The sequence below is a fragment of the Actinomyces oris genome, from assembly GCF_001937665.1.
Classification (GTDB): Bacteria; Actinomycetota; Actinomycetes; order Actinomycetales; family Actinomycetaceae; genus Actinomyces; species Actinomyces stomatis.
Genome location: NZ_MSKL01000002.1, coordinates 1 through 21,022, shown reverse-complemented (window position 1 = coordinate 21,022; position 21,022 = coordinate 1). Strand labels below are relative to the sequence as shown.

Sequence of the window (21,022 nt, the reverse complement as noted above, 5' to 3'; positions counted from 1 at the left end):
TCCCGCGCACTCGGGCGGGAGACCTCTGAAGGCTTGTATGGCAACCGGTTACGACGACGCTGCTTCTGCTTCCGGTGAGCCGGATGGACCTGCGTATGGTCTTGGCGTGAGCCGGCAGGGTGAGCTGCTGGAGCTGCCGGAGCCCGGACAGCGCACGGTGACGGTGGCCGGGGTCCACGAGCCCGTGGCCAGGGTCCTCCTGGACTCGCCGATACCGCACCTTGACCGCACCTTCGACTACCTGGTTCCTGCGGCACTGGCCCAGCAGGCCCTGCCCGGCACCCGGGTGATGGTTCGCTTCGGCGAGCAGGAGATGCGGGGTTGGATCTGGGAGCGGGGGGCGACAACGACGCATATCGGCCGACTCTCTGCTCTGCGCCGGGTGGTTTCCGACCTCCAGGTCCTGCCGGAGAGCTCACGCCGCCTCATCGGGGCCGTCGCCTCCCGCAGCTGTGGGACGCGCTCCGACGTTATCCGTCTTGCGGTTCCCACCAGGCACGCCACTACTGAGAAGGCGGAGAGGGCCAAGGCCCCCCTTGACCTTCCCACCTGGGAGCGCCCCTCCTCAAACGCGCACTGCTGGCACCCTTACGACGGTGGTGAGGAGTTCCTGAGACGGTTGGCCGATGGCGAGGCTCCACGAGTAGTCTGGTCCGCCCTACCGGCGCAGCCGCGGCCGCACCAGGCATCGTTGTCCGGCAGCGATGGTCAGTGCGTCCCGGTGGTTGAGCCGTGGGAGGTGTGCCTGGCACGGGCTGTCCAGGCTACGTTGGTGAGCTCCCGCAGTGCGGTCATCGTTGTGGCGACGACTCAACAGGCTGAGGCCCTGGCCGCCCGGCTGGGCCGCGAGCTGGAGGGAGAACCGATTGTGGTGCTCTCGGCCGAGCACGGGCCGGCGCGCCGTTACCGGGCCTTTCTGGCTGTGTTGATGGGGCGTGCGCGGGTTGTCGTCGGCACTCGGGCGGCGGCCTTCGCCCCGGTGCATCGGCTCGGACTGGCGGCCGTCTGGGATGACGGGGACAACCGGTTGGAGGAGCCTCACGCCCCTTACAGTCATACGCGCACAGTACTCGCCCTGCGCTCCACGTTGGAGGGCGCCGGCCTGCTCATCGGCGGGTTCAGCCGGTCCGTGGAGGCGCAGTCACTCGTCGAGCAGGGGTGGTGCCAGAACCTCAGGGCTTCTCGTCACATCGTGCGCGGTGTGGTGCCTCGAGTGGAGGTTCCTGGCCCGGCTGAGTTGGACCGGGAGGGCGCTTCCGGTGCGGCCCGGGTCCCATCGCTCGCCCATCGAGCACTGCGGCGCGCCCTGCAGAATGGTCCGGTGCTGGTCCAGGTGCCGCGCGCCGGGTACGCGCCGTTGGTTGCCTGCGCCCGGTGCCGCTCGGCCGCCCGGTGCACCTTCTGCGGTGGCCCACTGGCCATGGATCGTCAGGGTCGCACCTCCTGCCGTTGGTGCGCTCGTACTGTGGGGCAGTGGGACTGCCCCGAGTGCGGCGGCCATGACGTGAGGATGGCGACGGTTGGTTCCACGCGTACGGGGGAGGAGCTCGGGAGGGCGTTTCCCGGTATCCCTGTGGTGGTGTCGGGAGCGCGGGAGGCCCATGGCGTCGTGGATGAGGTTGACGACGCGCCACGCCTTGTCGTGGCCACGCCCGGGGCTGAGCCGGTGGCCAAGGGTGGATACCGGGCCGTCTTGCTTCTCGACGGCGGGGCCCTGTCCTCGCGTCCCGATCTGGGGGCAGCGGGTGAAGCGCTGCGCCAGTGGTCGAATGCCGTGGCGCTGGCGGAGCGTTCGGCTCGCGTTATTCTCCTGGGCGGCCCGGATCCGGTGGCGGCACAAGCCCTTGTGAGATGGGATCAGGCGGGCTTCGCCCGCAGGGACCTTCTGGAGCGAGCTGAGCTGCATCTACCGCCCGCATGGCGTGTGGCACGTCTGGACGGCCCGGTGCGTGGCGTGGAGTCACTCCTGGCTCAGGCCGACGCTGATGGTTTTGAGGTGCTGGGCCCGGTGGCCCCGCCACCCGTTCGCGGTCAGGTTCCCCCCGGCGTGGCCAGGGCCCTGGTGCGCGCTCCGCTGTCACAGGGCAAAGCGCTTGCAACCATGCTTGGGGTAAGACTGCGAGACCGCTCGGCCCGGCGTGAGGAGCCGATGCGGGTTGAGCTCGATCCCACCCGTTTGTGGTGAGGATGCTTGGAAGAACAAACGAGGAACGAGACCAACGGGGCAGGCCCTAACTGGCGGAGCTACTGGACTTGACCGTGGCGGGCCGTGTCGCATGAGCGGCAGGAGCCGAAGCGGCGCCCACCGTGGCACCTGGCGCCTGGAAGGGCGGCATGCCGTGGGCCAAGGAAATGAGATCAGTCAATAGTCCCGCTGCGGTGGACTTGACGTTCCACCCTTCACTGAGGGCGGTCACGGCCGCACCATCGACGATGGCGATGACCATCTCCGGTTCGAGCGGGCTGTCGAGCTGGCGCAGCACACGACGCAATGCAGCATTGAGGCGTTGGCGTCCCTGGCGGTAGGCGTGCTTGACCGGGGATGCCTGGCTGGCGGAGATGAGTTGAAGATAGTGCCCGAAGTAGGCGCCGTGTGCGGGAAGAGTAGCCTGGAGAATGAACCGTACCCGTTGGGGGAGGTCTGGGACGCCCTTGAATGCCTCAACCCGGTCGGCGACATCTTCCGCACGGGAGGCCCACAGTCCGATGTTGACCAGCCCGGCCTGATGGAGGAGATCCTCCAAGCCATCGAAGTAGTAGGTTGTCGCCGACAAGGAGCACCCGGCGCGTTTGGCGACACTGCGGTGGCTGATCGCGGAAGGACCTGACTCGCGGATGATGGCTGCGGCGGCATCAATGATGGCCTGACGGCGGTCCTCGCCTCGCGGTGTGACTCGGGATTCCGCGCGAGGACCTGCAGGTGCGGAAGCGTCGCTACTCGCTGCATCTCCAGCGGCGTCTGCATCGATACTAGCCATGCTCATCATCTTACGACGACAAGAGGTTCATGTCCGTAACAAGACGGTGATAATGACCTCGTAAAGAGGCAGTCTATATTCGACCTGTCAGCAATTGCTCTGAGTGAGTTGCTCGGGCTCAGGGTTGAGTATGCTCCCCGGTCAGTTCCGACCCATGAATAGTGCGGGACTGGAAGATCGCCACCATGGCGATCAGTGCGATCACCGTAAGATAGACCGCCGGCGCCAGAGGGGAGCCAGTGATCTTGATGAGCCATGTGACAATGAACGGCGTTGTTCCACCGAGAAGTGCGTTGGCCCCGTTGAAGGACAAGGCAAATCCGGAGTAGCGAACGTTGGTTGGAAAAGACTCCGCCAAGAAGGTGGCGAGAGTTCCATCATTAGCGGTCAGCGCTATGGCGAAGACGATCTCACAAAGGATGACCACCACAAGCATGCTCGCGGCCTTCGTCATCACGACAAACAACGGGATGGTGAGGACGATGAATGCAACGCAAGCGGCGATGAGCATCCGACGACGCCCGAAGGAGTCAGACAGGTGCCCCATGAGGAAGATTGCGGCGATATACACCACCAGCATCACGGAGGTCGCCAGAGTGGAGGTGTCCTGAGAGAACCCGAGCTCTTCGTGGACGTAAGTCGGCATATATGTGAGGAGCATGTAGAAGGCAACGGCGTTGAGACAGGAGACTCCGAAGGTGATGAGCGTCTCGTGCAGGTGGTCTCGCAGCAGCAGGCGCAACGGTTCGGACCAGCTGGTTGCCTTCTTCTCCTGTGGCATCTCCGCACGCATCTCCTGGTAGGCGGGGGAGTCCTCCAGGTGCACTCGGATGTAGCGGCCGATGAGCCCCAACGGGCCGGCCAGCAGGAAGGGAACTCGCCACCCCCAGGTGTTCATGGCGTCATCGCTGAGAACCGAGAACATCCCTGTGACCATGAGAGAGCCGGCAAGCAGGCCGCAGGCGGTGGAGGCGGGAACCAGGGAAGTGTATATCCCACGGCGCGCTGGGGGCGCATACTCGGCCAGGAAGGTTCCAGCGCCTGCATACTCGCCTGACGCGGAGAATCCCTGAATCATTCGAAGGACGAGCAGGCCGATGGCGCTCACCATCCCGATGACCGAGTATGTAGGAAGAAGTCCGATGAAGAACGTCGACCCGGACATAATGAGAATCGACCATGACAGTGCCCACCGGCGCCCCCAGCGGTCCCCCCACGCCCCCCACACAACAGCTCCGATGGGGCGCAAAATGAAGGACATCGCAAATACTGCGTATGTCGAAAGCAGCTGGACAGATTTGTCTGCCGCCGGGAAGAAAGCGTGACCAATGACGGTGACCAGGTATCCGTACGAGGCGTAGTCGAACCACTCAATGAAGTTGCCAATGAAGCTCGCTTTCGCTGCACGTCTCAGTGCGAGACTTCGTTCTGAGTCCAGGTGATGGTCGTTCGTGCTTCCTGAGTGGACGGTATGCATAGCCTATGGCTCCGGCTCGGTGAATGTCGACGTTGACGAAATAGGCCTCATGGAGAGACGTTGAAGATTATACATGTGATCCTGTCTGCCTGCAGGAAGTTAACGCAGGCAGACAGGATCACACAACGATCAGGCCTCAGAGGCACGTGACTTTCGGGAGACCGCATCCACGATGATCGGGGCCAGTCCTCCTCCAACAATGAGCAGCCCCCCGACCATTCCCACAGGAGTGAGCTTCTCCGCCCAGACGATGATACCACACAGAATGGCGACAGGGCACTCCCAGTAGGAGATCGTCGAGTATTCCACGGCAGGTAGGTTGCGCCCTGCAACAACCAAGAATCCCAGCGCGAAGAGTCCGCAGACGAGGAAGAGGGCCACGGCCCACATCCAGTTGGTGGCCTTGAAGGACGCAACGCCGTGCCAGGGCTTCAGGATGACCGACATCGCAAGCGTAGCAGAGGCGGCCCAGAAGAAGTTCCAGACACCGCGTACAACCGAGTCCACGTCCTTGCGATAGCCGTAGAAGAACATCGCCAGGCCGTAGAAGACTCCTGACAGCAGGCCAAGAAGGTCTCCCAGTTTCTTCTGAGGGAACTCAGGAGACGAGGCCGACAGATCCAGCCCGAAAGTGAGACTTCCGTTCTTGAAGTCGATGATTCCGATGGTCAGCAGCATGCCGACGAATACCAGAAACAGGAAAATTCCAGAGAGCACGCTGATCTTTTCCTTGCGGAAGATGCGTGCGAGCAGCGCACAGAACAGAGGTCCTGTGTAGATGAGGAAGACGGCGTTGGCGATCGACGTCATCAGCGTCGAAGAGATATAACAGCCCAGGGACAGGCCGATCGCCACTCCTCCCAGGATCACGGTGGGGCTCAGGCGGGTGCGCCGGAACAAGCCGGTCTTCTTAGTGATAACCAGGATAAGAATGAAGCCGAGCAGCCCAACGGTCATACGCCCGAAGGCGAGGAACGATCCGATGACGGACTTGTCGGCGTCAGCGAGGCCGGCGGTCGTGCCACGGCTGATGGTGCCGACGAGCCCCATCCCGGTGGCGGAGAGAAGCATGGCAATGGCGCCAAGCTTCTTGTTCATCACGTACTCTGTGACAGAGGATTCAGCGGACGAAGTCTGTGACATGGCAGTTTTGTCTCCTGAGTTCCCCCGGCATGCACAGCAGATCGGCATCATTGCCGGATCTCACGCGGTCAGTTCGGCCGCAGCCAGTTCAACGGAGTGTCCGCTGACCGCGTTACGAAGAGCAGAGCCGGGAACGGTGCGGGGCGGCAGCCCGATCCATGAGCCACCGCCCCGCACCCCTGAGATCAGACCAGAGTCGGGTCAGCGACCTGGTTGGGGAAGTAGTCCTCGCAGCCGCCCTCGCGGTAGACGTCCGCCGTCGCGCAGTGGAGACCACCACCGAAGGCGTAGGCGTCGCGGAAGGGAACCGGGATGACGTTCATGCCCAGCTTGTCCATCTGCTCCATCTGGTGGACCTCGCTGGCCTCGACACACACGGTCTTGTGATCGATGACGAGGCAGTTCATGGACAGCCAGACGGAGGAGTAGCACAGCGGCGGCGGCACCTCGTGGGCCGGGGGAGCTGCGTCGACGATCTGCCAGTCATTGGCCTCGAAGATCTTGCGCTGCTCCTCGGGCAGGCGGCGGTGCGGGTTGTTGATGATCAGCCCGGGCCGCAGCGGCACGAAGGTGGCGTCGATGTGAATCGGGTAGGGGTCGCCGGGGAAGTTCACCGCGTGCACCCGCAGGTCCGGGTAGTAGCGCTTGAACCACTCCATCGCCTTGCGGTTGGTGGTCAGACCGTGCTGGATGAACAGGTCCTTACCCACACGCATGACGTCCGCGGCGTCCCACATCGGCTCGAACTCGGTGGTCACGAAGTCCTTGGCGGCGGTGCGCTCAAGGCGCTCCTCCAGTGAGATCCGCTCGTCGTAGTAGTTGTGCTTGTAGGACTTGTCCGTCAGCCGAGGACGAGGGGCCTGGGTCCACTTGAACTCCGGGTCCTCCTCGAAGTACTGGTTCATGAGGGGCCAGTAGGCGAGGTACTCGAAGTACCGGCAGCGGAACGAGTTGGCCGACGCCATGATCTCGTCACCGATGGTCAGCAGGATGTCACGCGGGGGCATCTGGGTGAAGCCAGACTCCGTGCGGAAGTCAGGCGTCTGGATGGCCTGGTTCCACTGCAGCGGTGTGGGGCGGTCCACCTGGACGCCCAGCCCCTCGAGGATCTTGACGTAGTTGTCGAGCTGCTCATTGGCGGCCTCGACGGTCGCGGTGGGGCGGGGGCCCCACATGCCGCGCATCTCGGAGTCGATCGGCACCTTCTCAGACGTGGCGGGCTCCTCGGGAGGAATAACCGAGAAGTCGGCGCGTCCAACGATCACGCGCTTGAGAGGGTCGAAGTCGTTCCAAGAATTGACGATCTTCGTCATGAGTAAGTCACTCCTTTGTGCTCGGTGTGTGGTGCGTGAATTAAGACAGGTGATGTGTCTATGGTTCAACGCTGTCATTCTACTCTGAAGGAACCGAAAAAGTGGTCGTAGGAGTATCTGGAAATAAAGAATGATCGCTGAACCGTGGCACGGTCATTGCTGGTTGAGGGTGTTCACCACCTCCTTGAAGGACCGATGCCGTTGCGCCGGTCAGGCCCTACGGATGCGCGTGTCGATCTGCTCGGGAATGGGGGGATGGATATCGTCGGGGCCCCCGTAGTTGCCTCCGGGAGTCACGATGGTCCCTGCCTGGCCCTCAATGATGGAAACGGCGTCCTCAAGACGTCCGATTGCCGCCATGTCACCAGTCAGCTCAACAAATCGGCACACCGCCTCGACCTTTGGTCCCATGGAACCACTGGGAAGTCCCAGGGCCCGCAGTTCTGCCGGCGTCGCCCTCGGAACCTGTGTCTGGTTCTCGGTTCCGAAGTCCTTAAACACTCCATCAACGTCCGTGAGGATGAGAAGCGCATCGGCCTCCAGGGCCTCAGCCATGACGGACGCGGTGAGGTCCTTGTCGATGACGGCCTCGATGCCCTTGATCTTGCCCTCCTCGCTGCGGACGACGGGCACGCCGCCACCACCGGAGCAGACGACGATCGCACCGGCCTCCAGGAGTGAGCGCACCAGGCGGGTCTCAATGACGCGCTGCGGCATGGGGGAGCCGACGACGCGGCGATAGTACTCGCCGTCGGGCTTGACCACCCAGCCCCGCTCCTCGGCCAGCTTCTCGGCCTCCTCCTTGGTATACACCTCACCGACGAACTTGGTCGGATTGGAGAAGGCCGGGTCACCGGCCATGACCAGGGTCTGGTTGACCATGGCGGCCACGTGGCGCCCCGGCAGGGCGTTCTGCATGGCCTGCAGCAGCCAGTAGCCGATCATGCCCTGGGTCTGGGCGCCGAGGGTGTCAAAGGGGTAGGGCTCGGAGAGGCGCTCGTCATTGGCGGACTGCAGGGCCAGGACACCCACCTGGGGGCCGTTTCCGTGAGTCAGGACCAGCTCGTGCTTCTCCGCCAGCTTGGCCAGCTCGCGGGCCGCGATCTCGACATTGCGGATCTGGGTGCTGGCGTCGGGCTTCTCCCCCCGGCGCAGCAGGGCATTTCCTCCGAGGGCAACAACGATTCTCACGATTCAGTCCCACTCTCCGAGGGTCGCGACCATCACGGCCTTGATGGTGTGCATGCGGTTCTCGGCCTGGTCGAAGGCGACGTTGCGCTCGGTCTCGAAGACGTCGTCGGTCACCTCAAGGCCGTTCATGCCGGTCTTGGCGAAGATGTCCTCGCCCACCGTGGTGTTGCGGTCGTGGAAGGCCGGCAGGCAGTGGAGGAACTTCACGTCCGGGTTGCCGGTGGCCTCCACCAGCTTGGCGTTGACCTGGTAGGGCTTGAGCAGGGCGATGCGCTGGTCCCAGACCTCCTTGGGCTCACCCATGGAGACCCACACGTCGGTGTAGAGGAAGTCGACGCCCTTGACGCCCTGGGCGGCGTCGTCGGTGATGAGGATGCGGGCACCGCTCTCCTTGGCCAGCTTCTCGGCCTGAGCCACCACCTCGGGAGGGGTCTGCAGCTCCTTGGGGGCCACCATCCGCACGTCCATCCCCATGAGGGCTGCCGCGATGAGCAGCGAGTTGGCGACGTTGTTGCGGGCGTCCCCGAGGTAGGCGAAGGAGATCTTCTCGATCGGCTTGTCGGCGTGCTCCAGCATGGTCAGCTGGTCGGCGAGCATCTGAGTGGGGTGCCACTCGTCAGTCAGTCCGTTCCACACCGGCACACCGGAGAGCTCGGCCAGGGCCTCGACGTGCTCCTGCTTCTTGCCGCGGAACTCGATGCCGTCGTAGAAGCGGCCCAGGACCCGGGCGGTGTCCGCCACGGACTCCTTGTGCCCCATCTGGGAGCCGGAGGGGTCGAGGTAGGTGACCTGTGCGCCCTGGTCATAGGCAGCCACCTCGAAGGAGCAACGGGTGCGCGTCGAGGTCTTCTCGAAGATGAGGGCGATGTTCTTGCCGGTCAGTCGCTTCACCTCGCGGCCGGCCTTCTTGTCCTTCTTGAGCTGGGCAGCGAGCTCGAGCAGAGAGCCCCACTCCTCGGCCGTGAAGTCGAGCTCCTTGAGGAAGTGGCGGTTGTGCAGGGGGTGGGTCATGAGGATTCCTTCGTCCTGTGTGTGGTGTGCTGACAGTTCTTCATACGTGCCGGCCGGGGCCGGCTCAGGCAACCGGGTCCCGCAGGGTCGGGCAGCTCATGCAGTGCGGGCCACCGCGACCACGACCGACCTCCGAGCCGGGAATGGTCAGGACCTCGATGCCGTGAGAAGTAAGGTACTCGTTGGTGTTGATGTTGCGTTCGTAGGTGACGATGACGCCGGGGGCGATGGCCAGGGTGTTGGAGCCGTCGTCCCACTGCTCGCGGGCGGCGGCCATCGAGTCCTGGGGCGTGATGAGGACGTTGAGCTCGTCAACACCCAGAGCCTGGGCGATGACGCGGTACATGTCCTCGGGGGCGTTGCGCGTGACGCTGATCTGCTTGTCGCCGTCCGGGCGCAGCGTGAGCGTCGGCAGCTTCCCCAGACCACCGTAGACAGTGAACGTGCCGACGTCGACCATGGTCATCACCGTGTCCAGGTGCATCTGGGCGCGCGTCCGGTTCATCTCAACGGCGACGATCTGGTTCACCTTGCCTCCGGCGAAGAGCCGGCTTGCGAGCCTCTCGATGCCCTGCGCGGTGGTGCGCTCGGAGACTCCGACCAGAACGGCGCCATTGCCGATGATCTGGACGTCGCCACCCTCGACGGTGGCGGGGCCGGCCTGCGTGCCCTCGGACCATACCGGGAACTCGGAGCCCGCGAATCGGGGGTGCCAGCGGTAGATCGCCTCGTAGTTGATGGTCTCGCGCTGCCGGGCCGGCATCATCATCGAGTTGATGGACACCCCGTTGTAGACCCAGCAGGACGTGTCGCGAGTGAAGAGGTGGTTGGGCAACGGCGACAGAAGCAGGTCGTCGTCGTCCATGGAGGCCAGCACGAGCGAGTCCGGGCAGGAGGTGCGCTCAAGCAGCTCGGCCTTCGTGATCCCGGCGATGAGCACCTCGGCCAGCTCAGCACCGGACATCCCGTCTGCCAGGGCACGCAGCGGCTCGGCGGCGCTGGGGCCGCTGGTGTTCTCGTTGACGACCCGGTCCAGGACGTACTTCCTGGCCTCGGGAACCTCCAAGGTCTGGGCCAGCAGGTCGCTGAGGTAGAGCACCTCGATATCGCGGTCGGTCAGAACTCGCGCGAACTGGTCGTGCTCCTCCTGCGCCCGGTCAAGCCACAGGACGTCGTCGAACAGGAGGTGGTCCTTGTTCTGCGGAGTGAGTCGGAGCATCTCGTTGCCGGGTCTGTGCAGGATGACCTGGCGAAGCTTCCCGATTTCGGAATCTACGGAAAAATCCATGACTCCCTCTCTGACACAGCACTGTGTCGTTGACGTGGATCATGACGCGGATCACGCGCTCTGACTATTGAAATGGTACGCCCGTACCGAATTGGTACGAGCGTACCAGAGTCTCTGAGGGTTGGAAACCCCCAGGTAGAGAGAAGTTCAGAGCGCGTCGATCGAGCATCTTTCACCGATGCGTGATGTTGCTCCCACCGGGCGCTTCACCACTTCCGGAGGTGCTTTCCAACGCCTCTCACCCACAGGTGAGGTGGCCCAGCACCAGTAGATGACTTACAAACGTCGCGGGCGCTCCGTCCCAGCCGGACTCACCTGAGGCCCTGACAGTGCAGGTGTGGGACAATCCCGGATGTGAACGCGACGATCCCGGCCCTCAAGACCATCGCGCCCTCCGACTCCGTGAGTGCCGTCGTTCTCGACTACGGCAACGTCCTGTACGCCTGGGAGCCCATAGCGGCCGTCGCCGGATACGTCTCGGCCGACGCCTGGGAGGAGTTCGTCGTCGACGGCGGGTTCCTGACCTGGAACGAGCGGCTGGACCTGGGGGAGCCCTTCGAGCAGGTGCTCTCCGACTACACCCGAGCCCACCCGGATCGCCCTGACTGGGCGGAGATCCTCTCCTTGTACCGCCAGCGCTTCGCCGCCTCATTGACCGGCCCCGTTCCCGGTATGGCGGATCTGCTCGATGACCTCCTTGAGGCGGGCGTAGCGCTGTACGGGCTGACCAACTTTGACGCCGCCCCCTTCGAACGGGCCAGACTCCTGGTTCCCCAGCTCGAGCGCTTCGTCGGCATCGTGGTCTCCGGGCGGGAGCACCTGACCAAGCCCGATGCCGCCGTCTTCGATCTGCTCCTGGGTCGTTACCGCCTCCAGGCCTCCAGCACTCTTTTCATCGATGACTCGGCGGTCAACATCGATGCGGCCCGTCGGCTGGGGCTACGCACCCACCGCTTCACCGGCGTAGGACGGCTGCGGGCCGAACTCATCGCCCTGGGCCTGCTCCCCACGCCGGGCCGGCGCTGAACCCCGCACTGGGCGATCCGGAGCCTTAGACTCGGCCGCATGCGTGTGCTTTTCGCCGGAACCCCTGAGGCAGCCCTGCCCACCTTGGAGGCCCTGATGGCCAGTGAGCACGATGTCGTCGGGGTGCTTACCCGTGCGGACGCCCGCCGAGGACGCGGCCGGACACTGCATCCCTCACCGGTGGCGGCCATGGCCCGTGACGCGGGACTCGACGTACGTACTCCGGCCACCCTCAAGGGTGAGGAGGCCGACGACGTGCGCGACTGGCTGCGCGACCTCAGGGTCGACGTCGCGGTCGTGGTCGCCTACGGCCGCCTGGTTCCGGCCGATCTGCTGGACGTCCCTGAGCACGGCTGGTTGAACCTCCACTTCTCGTTGCTTCCCGCTTGGCGCGGAGCCGCTCCGGTCCAGCGAGCGGTCATTGCCGGAGATGACGTCACCGGGGCCTGTGTGTTCCGACTCGAGGAGGGGCTCGACACCGGTCCTGTCTACGGCAGACTCACCGAGGCCATCAGTGGCCGGGACACCAGTGGGGACCTTCTGGAGCGGCTGGCGCGGGCCGGGGCGCCCCTGGTCCTCGATGTGCTGCGCTCCGTTGCGGACGGGAGCGTTCGCCCGGAGCCGCAGGATGACGCGCTGGCCACGCTCGCCCCCATGCTCTCCGCCGCCGACGGCGAGGTCCACTGGGACGATCCGGCACTGATCATTGATCGCCGGGTCCGGGGCGTCAGTCCGGCACCGGGGGCCCACACCACCTACCAGGGGGCCAGGTTCCGCCTGGGGCCGGTCACCCCGGTCCCGGAGGTCACCGACCTCCTGCCCGGTCAGCTGCGCGCCACCAAGCATGAGGTTCTCGTGGGAACCGGGGGCTGCGCCGTCCGTCTGGGGCAGGTGGCGCCTGCCGGGCGCAACTGGATGTCCGCCGATGCCTGGGCCCGGGGGGCTCGCCCGGAGGTGGGCGCCTTCCTAGGGGCGCCGTCTCCCAAGAACGACGATGCTGAGGGAATGAGCTGATGGGGGAGCGATCGGCGCGCCGGAACACGTCAGGCGGCAACGATGAGCGCCGGCGAGGCGGGGGCGGCGGGCGGCACGGCAAGCCCAGAAGACGCAGTGAGCGCGGCGGTCGCCATGAGGGCGGACGAGGTCAGGGGCGGCGGCCCCTCAGGCAGGGCGGCCCATCTGCAGACACGTCACGGCGCTCTGCTCAACGCCGATCAGACCCGGCGCGTCAGGTGGCTCTGGAGGTGCTCACCCGCGTGCGCCGTGACGATGCCTTCGCCAACCTCCTCCTGCCAGAGCTGCTGGACTCCGCCGACCTGGACCGACGTGACGCCGGCTTCGCCACCGCTTTGACCTACGGGACCCTGCGGCTCCAGGGGCGCTATGACGCGATGATCAACGCCTGCACAGACCGCCCCCTGGAGCGCATCGACCCGGCCGTGCTCGACGTCCTGCGCCTGGGGGCACACCAGCTCCTGGGCATGAGGGTGGCCCAGCACGCCGCCGTGAGTACCACCGTGGACCTGGCCACCACCTCCTGCGGACGCGGCGCAGCCACCTTCGTCAACGCTGTCATGCGTCGGCTCAGTGGGAAGGATCTCGACTCCTGGATGGCTGAGCTGCGCCAGGACGCGCCTGATGAGACGACCGCCCTGGCCCGCACCCAGTCGCACCCGGAGTGGATCGTCAAGGCGCTGCGCCAGGCCCTGGTCACCCACGGCCGCAGCGGCGACGAGCTGGAGGCGCTCCTGGTCGCGGACAACGCCGACCCCGAAGTGGCCCTGTGCGCCAGGCCCGGCCTCATCGCACCGGAAGCGCTGGCCAAGGTCGCCCGCAAGGCCGACCGGGCCCACGATGTTGAGCCGCATCCCGGCAGGGTCAGCCCTCTTGCTGTCGTCATGGTCGGAGGAGACCCGGGCAGGATCGAGGCGATCCGCGACTCCCGGGCCGGGGTTGAGGACGAGGGTAGCCAGCTGGTGGCGCTCATTGCGGCACATGCTCCTCTCGAGGGCCGTGACGAGCGCTGGCTCGACCTGTGCGCCGGGCCCGGTGGCAAGGCTGCCCTGCTCGCTGCGAGGGCCGCTCAGACGGGCGCTCAGCTGCTGGCCAATGAGGTCAGCCCCCACCGGGCCGATCTGGTGCGTTCCTCGCTGCGCGCGATCCCGCGGGAGGTTGCCCGGGTGCGATGCGGCGACGGGCGTGATCTCGGGCGCGATGAGCCCGGCGCCTACGACCGCGTCCTGGTCGACGCCCCTTGCACAGGACTCGGTTCACTGCGCCGTCGCCCGGAGGCCCGTTGGCGCCGTGCACCGGGGGACGTCACCGTTTTGGCCGAGCTTCAGCGCGAGCTGCTTGCCAGCGCCCTGCGCGCCGTGCGCCGCGGGGGAGTGGTGACCTACGTGACCTGCTCACCGCACGCCCTTGAGACGAGCCTCGTGGTGCGGGACGTGACGCGACTTCTGGAGCGGGAGGGCCTGCGCACTGAGCTCCTGCACGCCGGGGACGTCGCCACCCGTCTGGCCCCTCAGCCACCGGCCGGATCCGACCGGGAGACGCTTCAGCTCTGGCCCCACCTCGACGGCACCGACGCCATGTTCTGCGCCTTGCTGCGCCGCATCGGCTGACTGACAACCACACCAGCGCATCATGAGGAGCACCTCGATGACGGCCATCCACCCCTCGATCCTCAACTGCGACATCGCCCAACTGGCCGACGAGCTCGGCCGGGTCACGGGAGACGATGGCGCCCCAGGTGCCGACGGGATCCACGTCGACGTCATGGATAACCACTTCGTGCCCAACCTGTCCTGGGGGCTGCCGGTGGTCGAGGCGGTGCTCGCACATTCCTCGCTGCCCGTGGATGCCCACCTCATGATCTGTGACGCCGACCGCTGGGCGCCGACCTACGCCGAGGCCGGCTGCCAGATCGTCACCCCCCACGCCGAGGCCACGACAGCACCCGTGCGTCTGGCGCGTGAACTCCACCGACTCGGCGCCGGCGCGGGCATCGCCCTGAGGCCCGCCACCCCCCTGGAAGCGGTCGCCGATGTGCTGGGGGAGTTCGACCTCCTCCTGCTCATGACCGTGGAGCCGGGCTTCGGCGGGCAGTCCTTCATCGAGTCGATGCTGCCCAAGATCCATCGTGCTCGAGAGCTGGTCGGCACCAGAGGGCTCGACCTGCGAGTACAGGTCGATGGCGGCATCACCGCCCAGACGATCGAGCGCGCCGCCGAGGCAGGTGCCGACGTCTTCGTCGCCGGGTCGGCGGTCTACCGGGCCGACGACGCCTTGGTCGCCATCTCCGAGCTGCGTGAGGCGGCCTCCTTACACCTCCATGGCACTCGCCGTGGCCACTGACGACACAGAGAGGGCTATGACCGTGGTCGCAGGAGCCCCTCGTCAGAGGAGGTGCTCATGATGCAGGTGTGACAGCCGATGCGCAGAGACCCTCCACCTCATCGGCCTTGTGGGAAACCTCAAAGACGCTCTCGGAGCAGGAAGCACCTTTGCGAGGCCCCCGTTATGCCGCCCCATTACTGGGGTCTCGACTGTTACACCAACGCAACTCTTGGTCTTTGTGAGGTTTCCACAAATGGAATGTGGTGCCCTGACCACGTAACGTCGTTGTCCAGTGGATCTGCCCTTCAGCGATTGTAGGGAAGGCACGGATCCGCCCCGCCGGCCCAAGGAGGGCCCGCCGCCAGCCCGGCGCCGTCCAGGTAAGGAGACTCTTGGTGACCCTCTCCCGCATCCTCATCGCCAACCGCGGCGAGATCGCACTGCGCATCGTGCGAACTGCTCGCGATCTCGGGGCGACGTCGATCCTTCCGTACACGCCCGAGGACCTGATGAGTCCCGCGGCAGAGCTCGCCGACGAGGCCTACGCCCTACCCGAGGGGTCGTCCTACACCGATGCGGCAGCGCTCCTCGAGCTGGCCCGCACTACCAGCGCCGACGCCATCCACCCCGGCTACGGGTTCCTGTCCGAGGACGCAGGCTTCGCCCGCTCCATCATCGAGGCCGGCATCACCTGGGTCGGTCCTTCGCCCGAGGCCATGGATGCCCTCGGGGACAAGATGAGCGCCCGGGCCACCGCCGAGCGTGCCCAGGTCGCCCCGGTACCGGGTATCACCGACTCGGTCACCGACGCCGACACCGTGATCGCCTTCGCCGCCGCCCACGGCTACCCGGTCGCTCTGAAGCGCACTGACGGCGGCGGTGGACGGGGCATCACCGTCCTGCACAACGATGAGGAGGTCAGGACCACCCCGGCCTTCGAGTCCGCGGCGCAGGGAGGCGGCACCCTCATCCTGGAGCGATTCGTCACGGCCGCGCGCCACGTCGAGACCCAGTGCGCCCGTGACTCCCACGGCGAATTCGCCGTGGTCTCCACCCGCGACTGCTCCCTGCAGCGACGCAACCAGAAGCTCCTTGAGGAGGCTCCCGCGCCCTTCCTGCCCGAGGGCGTTCACGACCGTCTCGTCGAGGCATCCCGTCGCCTCCTGGAGACAGTCGACTACGTCGGAGTGGCCACCTGCGAGTTCCTCCTGACCCCCGAGGGCGATGTGTGGTTCCTGGAGGTCAACCCCCGTCTCCAGGTGGAGCACTGCGTCACCGAGGAGGTGACCGGCACCGACCTGGTCGAGGTCCAGCTGCGCATCGCCGAGGGCGGTCACCTCGGTGAGATCAACGCGCCCCGCGGTCACAGCCTCGAGCTGCGCATCACCTGCGAGGACCCCTCCCGTGGCCTGGCCCCCTCCACCGGCGCCATCACCCGCCTGCGCTGGCCTGCCGGCCCCGGTATCCGCATCGAGTCCGGGGTCACCGAGGGCGATGTCGTCACCCCCCTGTTCGACCCGATGCTCGCCAAGATCATCGTCACCGGCGCCAGCCGGCAGCAGGCCATCGCCCGAGCCCGGCGCGCCCTGCGAGAGACGGTTGTCGAGGGCGTCACCGTATGCACCGCCCTGCACGCCGAGGTCCTGACACGACCCGACTTCACCGCACCCGACAAGGCCGGGCGGCTGGCCGTGACCACGCGGTGGATCGAGAAGGAGGTGCTGCCAGATCTCGACGACACCGCGGCGGCGTCGGAGGCCGACGGATCCCCGGAGACGGTCGCCAACCCGCGTACCCGCTCCAGCTACATCATCGAGCTCAACGGCCGCCGCATGCAGCTCACCCTGCCCGACGGGATCCTCGCCCCCTCCAACCCGGCGCGAGGCTTCAGCCCCCGCAGAAACCGGGCTCAGCCGCTGCGCGGCCGTTCCGGCGGGGCCCGCTCGCCTCGAGGCGCCGCCTCCGGCGACAACGGGGCCGTCGGTGGTGAGCCCGGTGCCATCGCCGCCCCCATGCAGGCCATCGTCACCCGTATCTGTGTGGAGCCCGGACAGCAGGTCTGTCAGGGTGATCTGCTCGTGGTCCTGGAGTCCATGAAGATGGAGAACTACGTCCACGCGCCCAATGACGGCACCATCTCGGAGATCCCCGTCAGCGCCGGACGCACCGTCTCGGCCGGTGATGTCCTGGTGCGCATGCACACCCCCGAGAACGACTCCGAGGAGGCCTGAACCGTGACCACCGATCCCATAACCGGCCCCGGAGCACCTGCCCAGGGAACCACCATGGCCGACTCGGTCGCCACCACCGCCTTCCGCCAGCGCATCGCCCGCATCGACCGGGAGGCCGAGGAGCGCGCCGCCGCCCGCCAGCATGCCAAGGGCAAGCGCACCGCCCGCGAGCGCATCAACGACCTGCTCGACGACTCCACCTTCCTGGAGATCGGCCGCTACTCCGGTTCGGGCGCCGGCGACAAGGCCCGCCCCTCGGGCGTCGTCACCGGCTTCGGCCAGATCGACGGCCGCCAGGTGGCCGTCTACTCCCAGGACTTCTCCGTCTCCGGCGGCGCCCTGGGCACCATCGAGGGGGACAAGATCGTCCGCCTCCTGGACGACGCCCTGCGCCTGCGCATCCCCGTCATCGGACTCATCGACTCCGGCGGCGCCAAGATCCAGGAGGGCGTGGGGGCCCTGCGCCAGTACGGGCGCATCTTCAACCGCACCTGCGCCGCCTCCGGACTGGTCCCGCAGATCAGCGTCATCCTGGGACCCTGCGCCGGCGGCGCCGTCTACAGCCCGGCCCTGACCGACTTCGTCATCGCCACCCGCCAGGCCTCCCACATGTTCGTCACCGGCCCCGACGTCGTACGCGCCACAACCGGCGAGCAGATCAGCGCCGAGGACCTAGGCGGCGCACAGATCCACGGTTCCGTCTCCGGCGTCGTCCACTACGTGGCCGACGATGAGGAGGACGCCCTTGGGCAGGTCCGCACCTTCCTGGCCTACCTGCCCTCCTCGGCCGAGCTCGATGCTCCCATGTACGCCTACGACGACACCGACGCCCAGGCCGACGCCGAGGCCGCCCGTAGCGTCGGCGAGATCGTCCCGGCCTCCACCCGGCAGGCCTACGACGTCGTCGAAGTGGTCTCGGCCGTCGTCGACCACGGCGAGCTCGTCCAGGTCCAGGAGGAGTTCGCCCCCAATGTCGTGGTCGGCTTCGCCTGCTTCGAGGGCCACCCGGTGGGGATCGTCGCCAACCAGCCGCTGGTGGACGCCGGCACCCTGGACGTCGACGCCTCCGAGAAGCTCGCCCGCTTCGTGCGCTTCTGCGACGCCTTCGGCCTGCCGGTGGTCACCTTCGTCGACGTCCCCGGCTACCGTCCTGGAGCCGAGCAGGAGCACGCCGGCATCATCCGTCGCGGCGCCAAGGTCATCAACGCCTACGCCACCGCCACCGTGCCGCTGGTGACGATCGTCCTGCGCAAGGCCTACGGCGGCGCCTACATCGTCATGGGCTCCAAGGCCATCGGCGCCGACCTCAACTTCTGCTGGCCGGGAGCCGAGATCGCCGTCCTGGGTGCTGCCGGCGCCGTCGGCATCATCCACCGTCGCGACCTGGCCAAGGTCCGTGACGAGCAGGGTGAGGAGGCCGCCGCCGCCGAGCACGAGCGGCTCGTTGCCGAGTACACCGACGCCGTCATCAACCCCGACAAGGCCGTGGCCATCGGTGAGATCGACGCCGTCATCGCCCCCGAGGACACCCGCAACGTCATCGTCGACTCGCTGGCCGCGCTGCGAGCCAAGAACGACGCCCGCCCCGAGTCGCCCAAGAAGCATGACAACATCCCCCTCTGACCCCGGCTCCGAGTCCTACTCGCCGCCACGTTCCCCGTCTTCACCCGACCTCAGTTCTGGTAACCGTTCCGAGACCACCGACCACGCCGTCGCAACACCGAAGGACACCACTACCGTGCACACGAACTCGCAAGCCCCCAGCCCCGCGACCACCATCGCAGAGCGCCTGAGTGGAGGCGAGCCCTACATCATCACCTTCGGAGGCCAGGCCACCCCCTGGCGCCAGACGCTGGCCGACCTGGTCTCCCTGGACCACGCCCTGGCCGATGACGTCGTGGCGGTCGACCGGGCCGTGGCCGAGCGCCTGGCCCCTGTATCCACCGATCTGCTCACCGTGACCCCGCGCGGCTCGCGACTCCTGGACGACGAGGCCGCCCCGGTCGCGCCCCAGCACCGCACCGCCGCCGACGGCGCCGACGTCTCCGTTCCCGGCATCCTCATGGCCCAGCACGCGGCCCTGGCCTCCCTGCCCGGCGCCGGTATCGACCCGACCGCCCACACCCCGGTGGGCGCCATCGGCCACTCCCAGGGTGTCCTGGGTGTCAGCCTGCTCCAGGCCGTGCAGACCGGTGACCGCGAGAGCGTCATCGAGGTTCACGCCATCGCCCGCCTCATCGGCGCAGCGGCCACCCGCACCACCCGTCGCCTCGACCTGGGCACGGTGGGGGAGTCCACCCCCATGCTCTCAGTCCGTGGTGTGACCCGCAGCGTGCTCGACGCGGTCCTGGCCCGGGTCCCCGGCGCCGAGAGGATCTCCGTGGGCGTGACCAACGGCCGTCAGGCGCACATCCTCTCGGGGCGCCCAGCCGACCTCGAAGGCGTCGTCACCGCTCTGGAGGCCGCTGCCGCCCGCAGCGCCAAGGCCCGCAAGGACCGCCGTCGCGGTGGCGCCGTGCTGGCCCCGGTCACCGAGTTCCTCACCACCTCGGTCCCCTTCCACACCCCGCTGCTCGCCGGTGCCGTCGACGACGTCGCCGCCTGGGCAGCTGCCTGCGGCCTGAACGAGAAGCTCGCCCGTGAGCTGGCCACCGCCGTGCTCATCGACCCGGTCGACTGGCCCGGCCTGGTCACCGGCGCCCTCGGGACCGGATCGGCCGACCCGGTGCGCACCGTCCTGGACCTGGGACCGGGCAACGTCCTGGTCCGTCTCACCGAGGGCGTCGTGGCCGGTACCGGTACCACCGTCGTGCCCGCGGGGACCGCCAAGGCCATTGACGACCTCGACCGCGCCGGCGCGGCCCCCCGGCCCGGCGTCGACCGCTCCCGCTTCGCCCCGCGCATCACCCGCCTGCCCGACGGCCGCCTCACCCTGGACACCGCCTTCACCCGCTTGACCGGACGCAGCGCGGTGCTTCTGGCGGGAATGACCCCCACCACCGTGGATCCCGCCATCGTGGCGGCCGCCGCCAACGCCGGATACTGGGCCGAGCTCGCCGGTGGGGGTCAGACCACCCCTGCCGTCCTGACCGAGAACCTCGAGGGCCTGGAGAAGGCGCTCGAACCGGGACGCACCGCGGCCTTCAACGCCATGTTCATGGACCGCTACCTGTGGAACCTGCACCTGGGGACCCAGCGCCTGCTGTCCAAGGCCCGCGCCGGGGGCGCCCCCATCGACGGCATCACCATCTCCGCCGGGATCCCCGAGCTCGAGGAGGCCACCGCCCTGCTCGAGCGCCTGCACGCCGAGGGCTTCCCCTACATCGCCTTCAAGCCCGGCACCGTGGACCAGATCCGTCAGGTCCTGGCCATTGCTCGCGCCGTGCCCGACAGCCCCGTCATCATCCAGATCGAGGACGGGCACGCCGGTGGCCATCACTCGTGGGAGGACCTGGACACCATGCTCCTGGCCACCTACGACGCCATCCGCGCCGTGAGCAACGTGGTCCTTGTCGTCGGCGGCGGCATCGGCACGCCCACCCGTGCGGCCGACTACCTCACCGGCCGCTGGGCCGAGGCCTACGGCACGGCCGCCGCGCCCGTCGACGGCGTCATGATCGGCACCGCCGCCATGACCTGCCTGGAGGCCAAGACCAACGACGACGTCAAACAGCTCCTCGTCGACACCCCCGGGATCCCCGAGGACTCCGGGGTTGAGGGCGGCTGGGTGGCCTCCGGGGAGTCCATCGGTGGCATGACCTCCGGGCTGTCCCACCTGCGTGCCGACCTCTACGAGATCGACAACTCCTCGGCCCGGGCCTCCCGCCTCATCCAGGAGCTCGCCGGGGACGAGGCCGCCATGGCCGCACGTCGCCAGGAGATGATCGACGCCCTGGCCAAGACCGCCAAGCCCTACTTCGGTGACGTCGAGGAGATGACCTACCTTGAGTGGGCCACCCGCTACGCCGAGCTGTGCGTCGCCCCCCACGAGGGTCGCTCCGCGACCCGCGCCGACTGGGCCGACG

General features: G+C 67.1%; 15 protein-coding genes. 8 read left to right on the top strand and 7 right to left on the bottom strand.

What is annotated here, in order from left to right:
* The first annotated feature begins 37 nt into the window (after nucleotides 1-37).
* Nucleotides 38-2,185 carry a primosomal protein N' gene (locus BKH28_RS00290; protein ID WP_081379971.1) on the top strand — a complete coding sequence of 716 codons (2,148 nt, stop codon included), beginning with the start codon at nucleotides 38-40 and terminating at the stop codon, nucleotides 2,183-2,185.
* 46 nt (nucleotides 2,186-2,231) lie between these two features.
* On the opposite strand, the gene BKH28_RS00285 is transcribed toward BKH28_RS00290, so the two are convergent.
* From BKH28_RS00285 to arcA, 7 genes are all read right to left on the bottom strand, one after another.
* On the bottom strand, nucleotides 2,232-2,978 hold the full coding sequence (locus BKH28_RS00285) for a TetR/AcrR family transcriptional regulator (RefSeq protein ID WP_256695404.1): 747 nt from the start codon (nucleotides 2,976-2,978) through the stop codon (nucleotides 2,232-2,234).
* Between the two features lie 118 nt (nucleotides 2,979-3,096).
* Nucleotides 3,097-4,455 (bottom strand): MFS transporter, encoded by a 1,359-nt coding sequence (locus BKH28_RS00280; RefSeq protein ID WP_075416957.1) that lies wholly within the window; start codon nucleotides 4,453-4,455, stop codon nucleotides 3,097-3,099.
* Between the two features lie 129 nt (nucleotides 4,456-4,584).
* On the bottom strand, nucleotides 4,585-5,598 hold the full coding sequence (locus tag BKH28_RS00275) for a DMT family transporter (RefSeq protein ID WP_075416956.1): 1,014 nt from the start codon (nucleotides 5,596-5,598) through the stop codon (nucleotides 4,585-4,587).
* Nucleotides 5,599-5,783: 185 nt separating this feature from the next.
* A complete protein-coding gene (locus BKH28_RS00270) occupies nucleotides 5,784-6,911 on the bottom strand; it encodes a serine/threonine protein kinase (RefSeq protein ID WP_075248172.1) in 1,128 nt (375 codons plus the stop codon).
* Nucleotides 6,912-7,121: 210 nt separating this feature from the next.
* On the bottom strand, nucleotides 7,122-8,102 hold the full coding sequence (arcC, locus tag BKH28_RS00265; protein WP_075416955.1) for a carbamate kinase: 981 nt from the start codon (nucleotides 8,100-8,102) through the stop codon (nucleotides 7,122-7,124).
* A gap of 3 nt (nucleotides 8,103-8,105) precedes the next feature.
* Nucleotides 8,106-9,113 carry an ornithine carbamoyltransferase gene (gene argF, locus BKH28_RS00260; RefSeq protein ID WP_075416954.1) on the bottom strand — a complete coding sequence of 336 codons (1,008 nt, stop codon included), beginning with the start codon at nucleotides 9,111-9,113 and terminating at the stop codon, nucleotides 8,106-8,108.
* Between the two features lie 64 nt (nucleotides 9,114-9,177).
* Nucleotides 9,178-10,401, bottom strand: a complete 1,224-nt coding sequence (gene arcA / locus BKH28_RS00255; RefSeq protein WP_075416953.1) for an arginine deiminase — start codon at nucleotides 10,399-10,401, stop codon at nucleotides 9,178-9,180.
* A gap of 345 nt (nucleotides 10,402-10,746) precedes the next feature.
* Here arcA and BKH28_RS00250 point away from each other — a divergent pair, with 345 nt between their 5' ends.
* The 7 genes from BKH28_RS00250 to BKH28_RS00220 all read left to right on the top strand — a co-directional run.
* A complete protein-coding gene (locus tag BKH28_RS00250) occupies nucleotides 10,747-11,427 on the top strand; it encodes an HAD family hydrolase (protein WP_428978899.1) in 681 nt (226 codons plus the stop codon).
* A gap of 39 nt (nucleotides 11,428-11,466) precedes the next feature.
* Nucleotides 11,467-12,441 (top strand): methionyl-tRNA formyltransferase, encoded by a 975-nt coding sequence (fmt, locus tag BKH28_RS00245; protein WP_075416951.1) that lies wholly within the window; start codon nucleotides 11,467-11,469, stop codon nucleotides 12,439-12,441.
* A 218-nt stretch (nucleotides 12,442-12,659) separates the two neighbouring features.
* Nucleotides 12,660-14,051, top strand: coding sequence for an RsmB/NOP family class I SAM-dependent RNA methyltransferase (locus BKH28_RS00240; protein ID WP_081379970.1), 1,392 nt, complete (start codon nucleotides 12,660-12,662; stop codon nucleotides 14,049-14,051).
* A gap of 37 nt (nucleotides 14,052-14,088) precedes the next feature.
* Nucleotides 14,089-14,784 carry a ribulose-phosphate 3-epimerase gene (gene rpe, locus BKH28_RS00235; protein WP_075416949.1) on the top strand — a complete coding sequence of 232 codons (696 nt, stop codon included), beginning with the start codon at nucleotides 14,089-14,091 and terminating at the stop codon, nucleotides 14,782-14,784.
* A gap of 377 nt (nucleotides 14,785-15,161) precedes the next feature.
* On the top strand, nucleotides 15,162-16,997 hold the full coding sequence (locus BKH28_RS00230) for a biotin carboxylase N-terminal domain-containing protein (RefSeq protein WP_075416948.1): 1,836 nt from the start codon (nucleotides 15,162-15,164) through the stop codon (nucleotides 16,995-16,997).
* A gap of 54 nt (nucleotides 16,998-17,051) precedes the next feature.
* Nucleotides 17,052-18,620 carry an acyl-CoA carboxylase subunit beta gene (locus BKH28_RS00225; protein WP_178388796.1) on the top strand — a complete coding sequence of 523 codons (1,569 nt, stop codon included), beginning with the start codon at nucleotides 17,052-17,054 and terminating at the stop codon, nucleotides 18,618-18,620.
* Between the two features lie 115 nt (nucleotides 18,621-18,735).
* A partial coding sequence (locus BKH28_RS00220) for a fatty acid synthase subunit beta domain-containing protein (RefSeq protein WP_178388795.1) occupies nucleotides 18,736-21,022 on the top strand: 2,287 nt, incomplete at its 3' end.

Bases quoted from the DNA above. Each gene is read 5' to 3' on its own strand.
- fmt (WP_075416951.1), top strand. From the start codon at position 11,467: ATGCGTGTGCTTTTCGCCGGAACCCCTGAGGCAGCCCTGCCCACCTTG.
- BKH28_RS00225 (WP_178388796.1), top strand. From the start codon at position 17,052: ATGGCCGACTCGGTCGCCACCACCGCCTTCCGCCAGCGCATCGCCCGC.
- BKH28_RS00285 (WP_256695404.1), bottom strand. From the start codon at position 2,978: ATGGCTAGTATCGATGCAGACGCCGCTGGAGATGCAGCGAGTAGCGAC.
- arcA (WP_075416953.1), bottom strand. From the start codon at position 10,401: ATGGATTTTTCCGTAGATTCCGAAATCGGGAAGCTTCGCCAGGTCATC.
- BKH28_RS00280 (WP_075416957.1), bottom strand. From the start codon at position 4,455: ATGCATACCGTCCACTCAGGAAGCACGAACGACCATCACCTGGACTCA.
- rpe (WP_075416949.1), top strand. From the start codon at position 14,089: ATGACGGCCATCCACCCCTCGATCCTCAACTGCGACATCGCCCAACTG.
- argF (WP_075416954.1), bottom strand. From the start codon at position 9,113: ATGACCCACCCCCTGCACAACCGCCACTTCCTCAAGGAGCTCGACTTC.
- BKH28_RS00290 (WP_081379971.1), top strand. From the start codon at position 38: ATGGCAACCGGTTACGACGACGCTGCTTCTGCTTCCGGTGAGCCGGAT.
- BKH28_RS00270 (WP_075248172.1), bottom strand. From the start codon at position 6,911: ATGACGAAGATCGTCAATTCTTGGAACGACTTCGACCCTCTCAAGCGC.
- BKH28_RS00275 (WP_075416956.1), bottom strand. From the start codon at position 5,598: ATGTCACAGACTTCGTCCGCTGAATCCTCTGTCACAGAGTACGTGATG.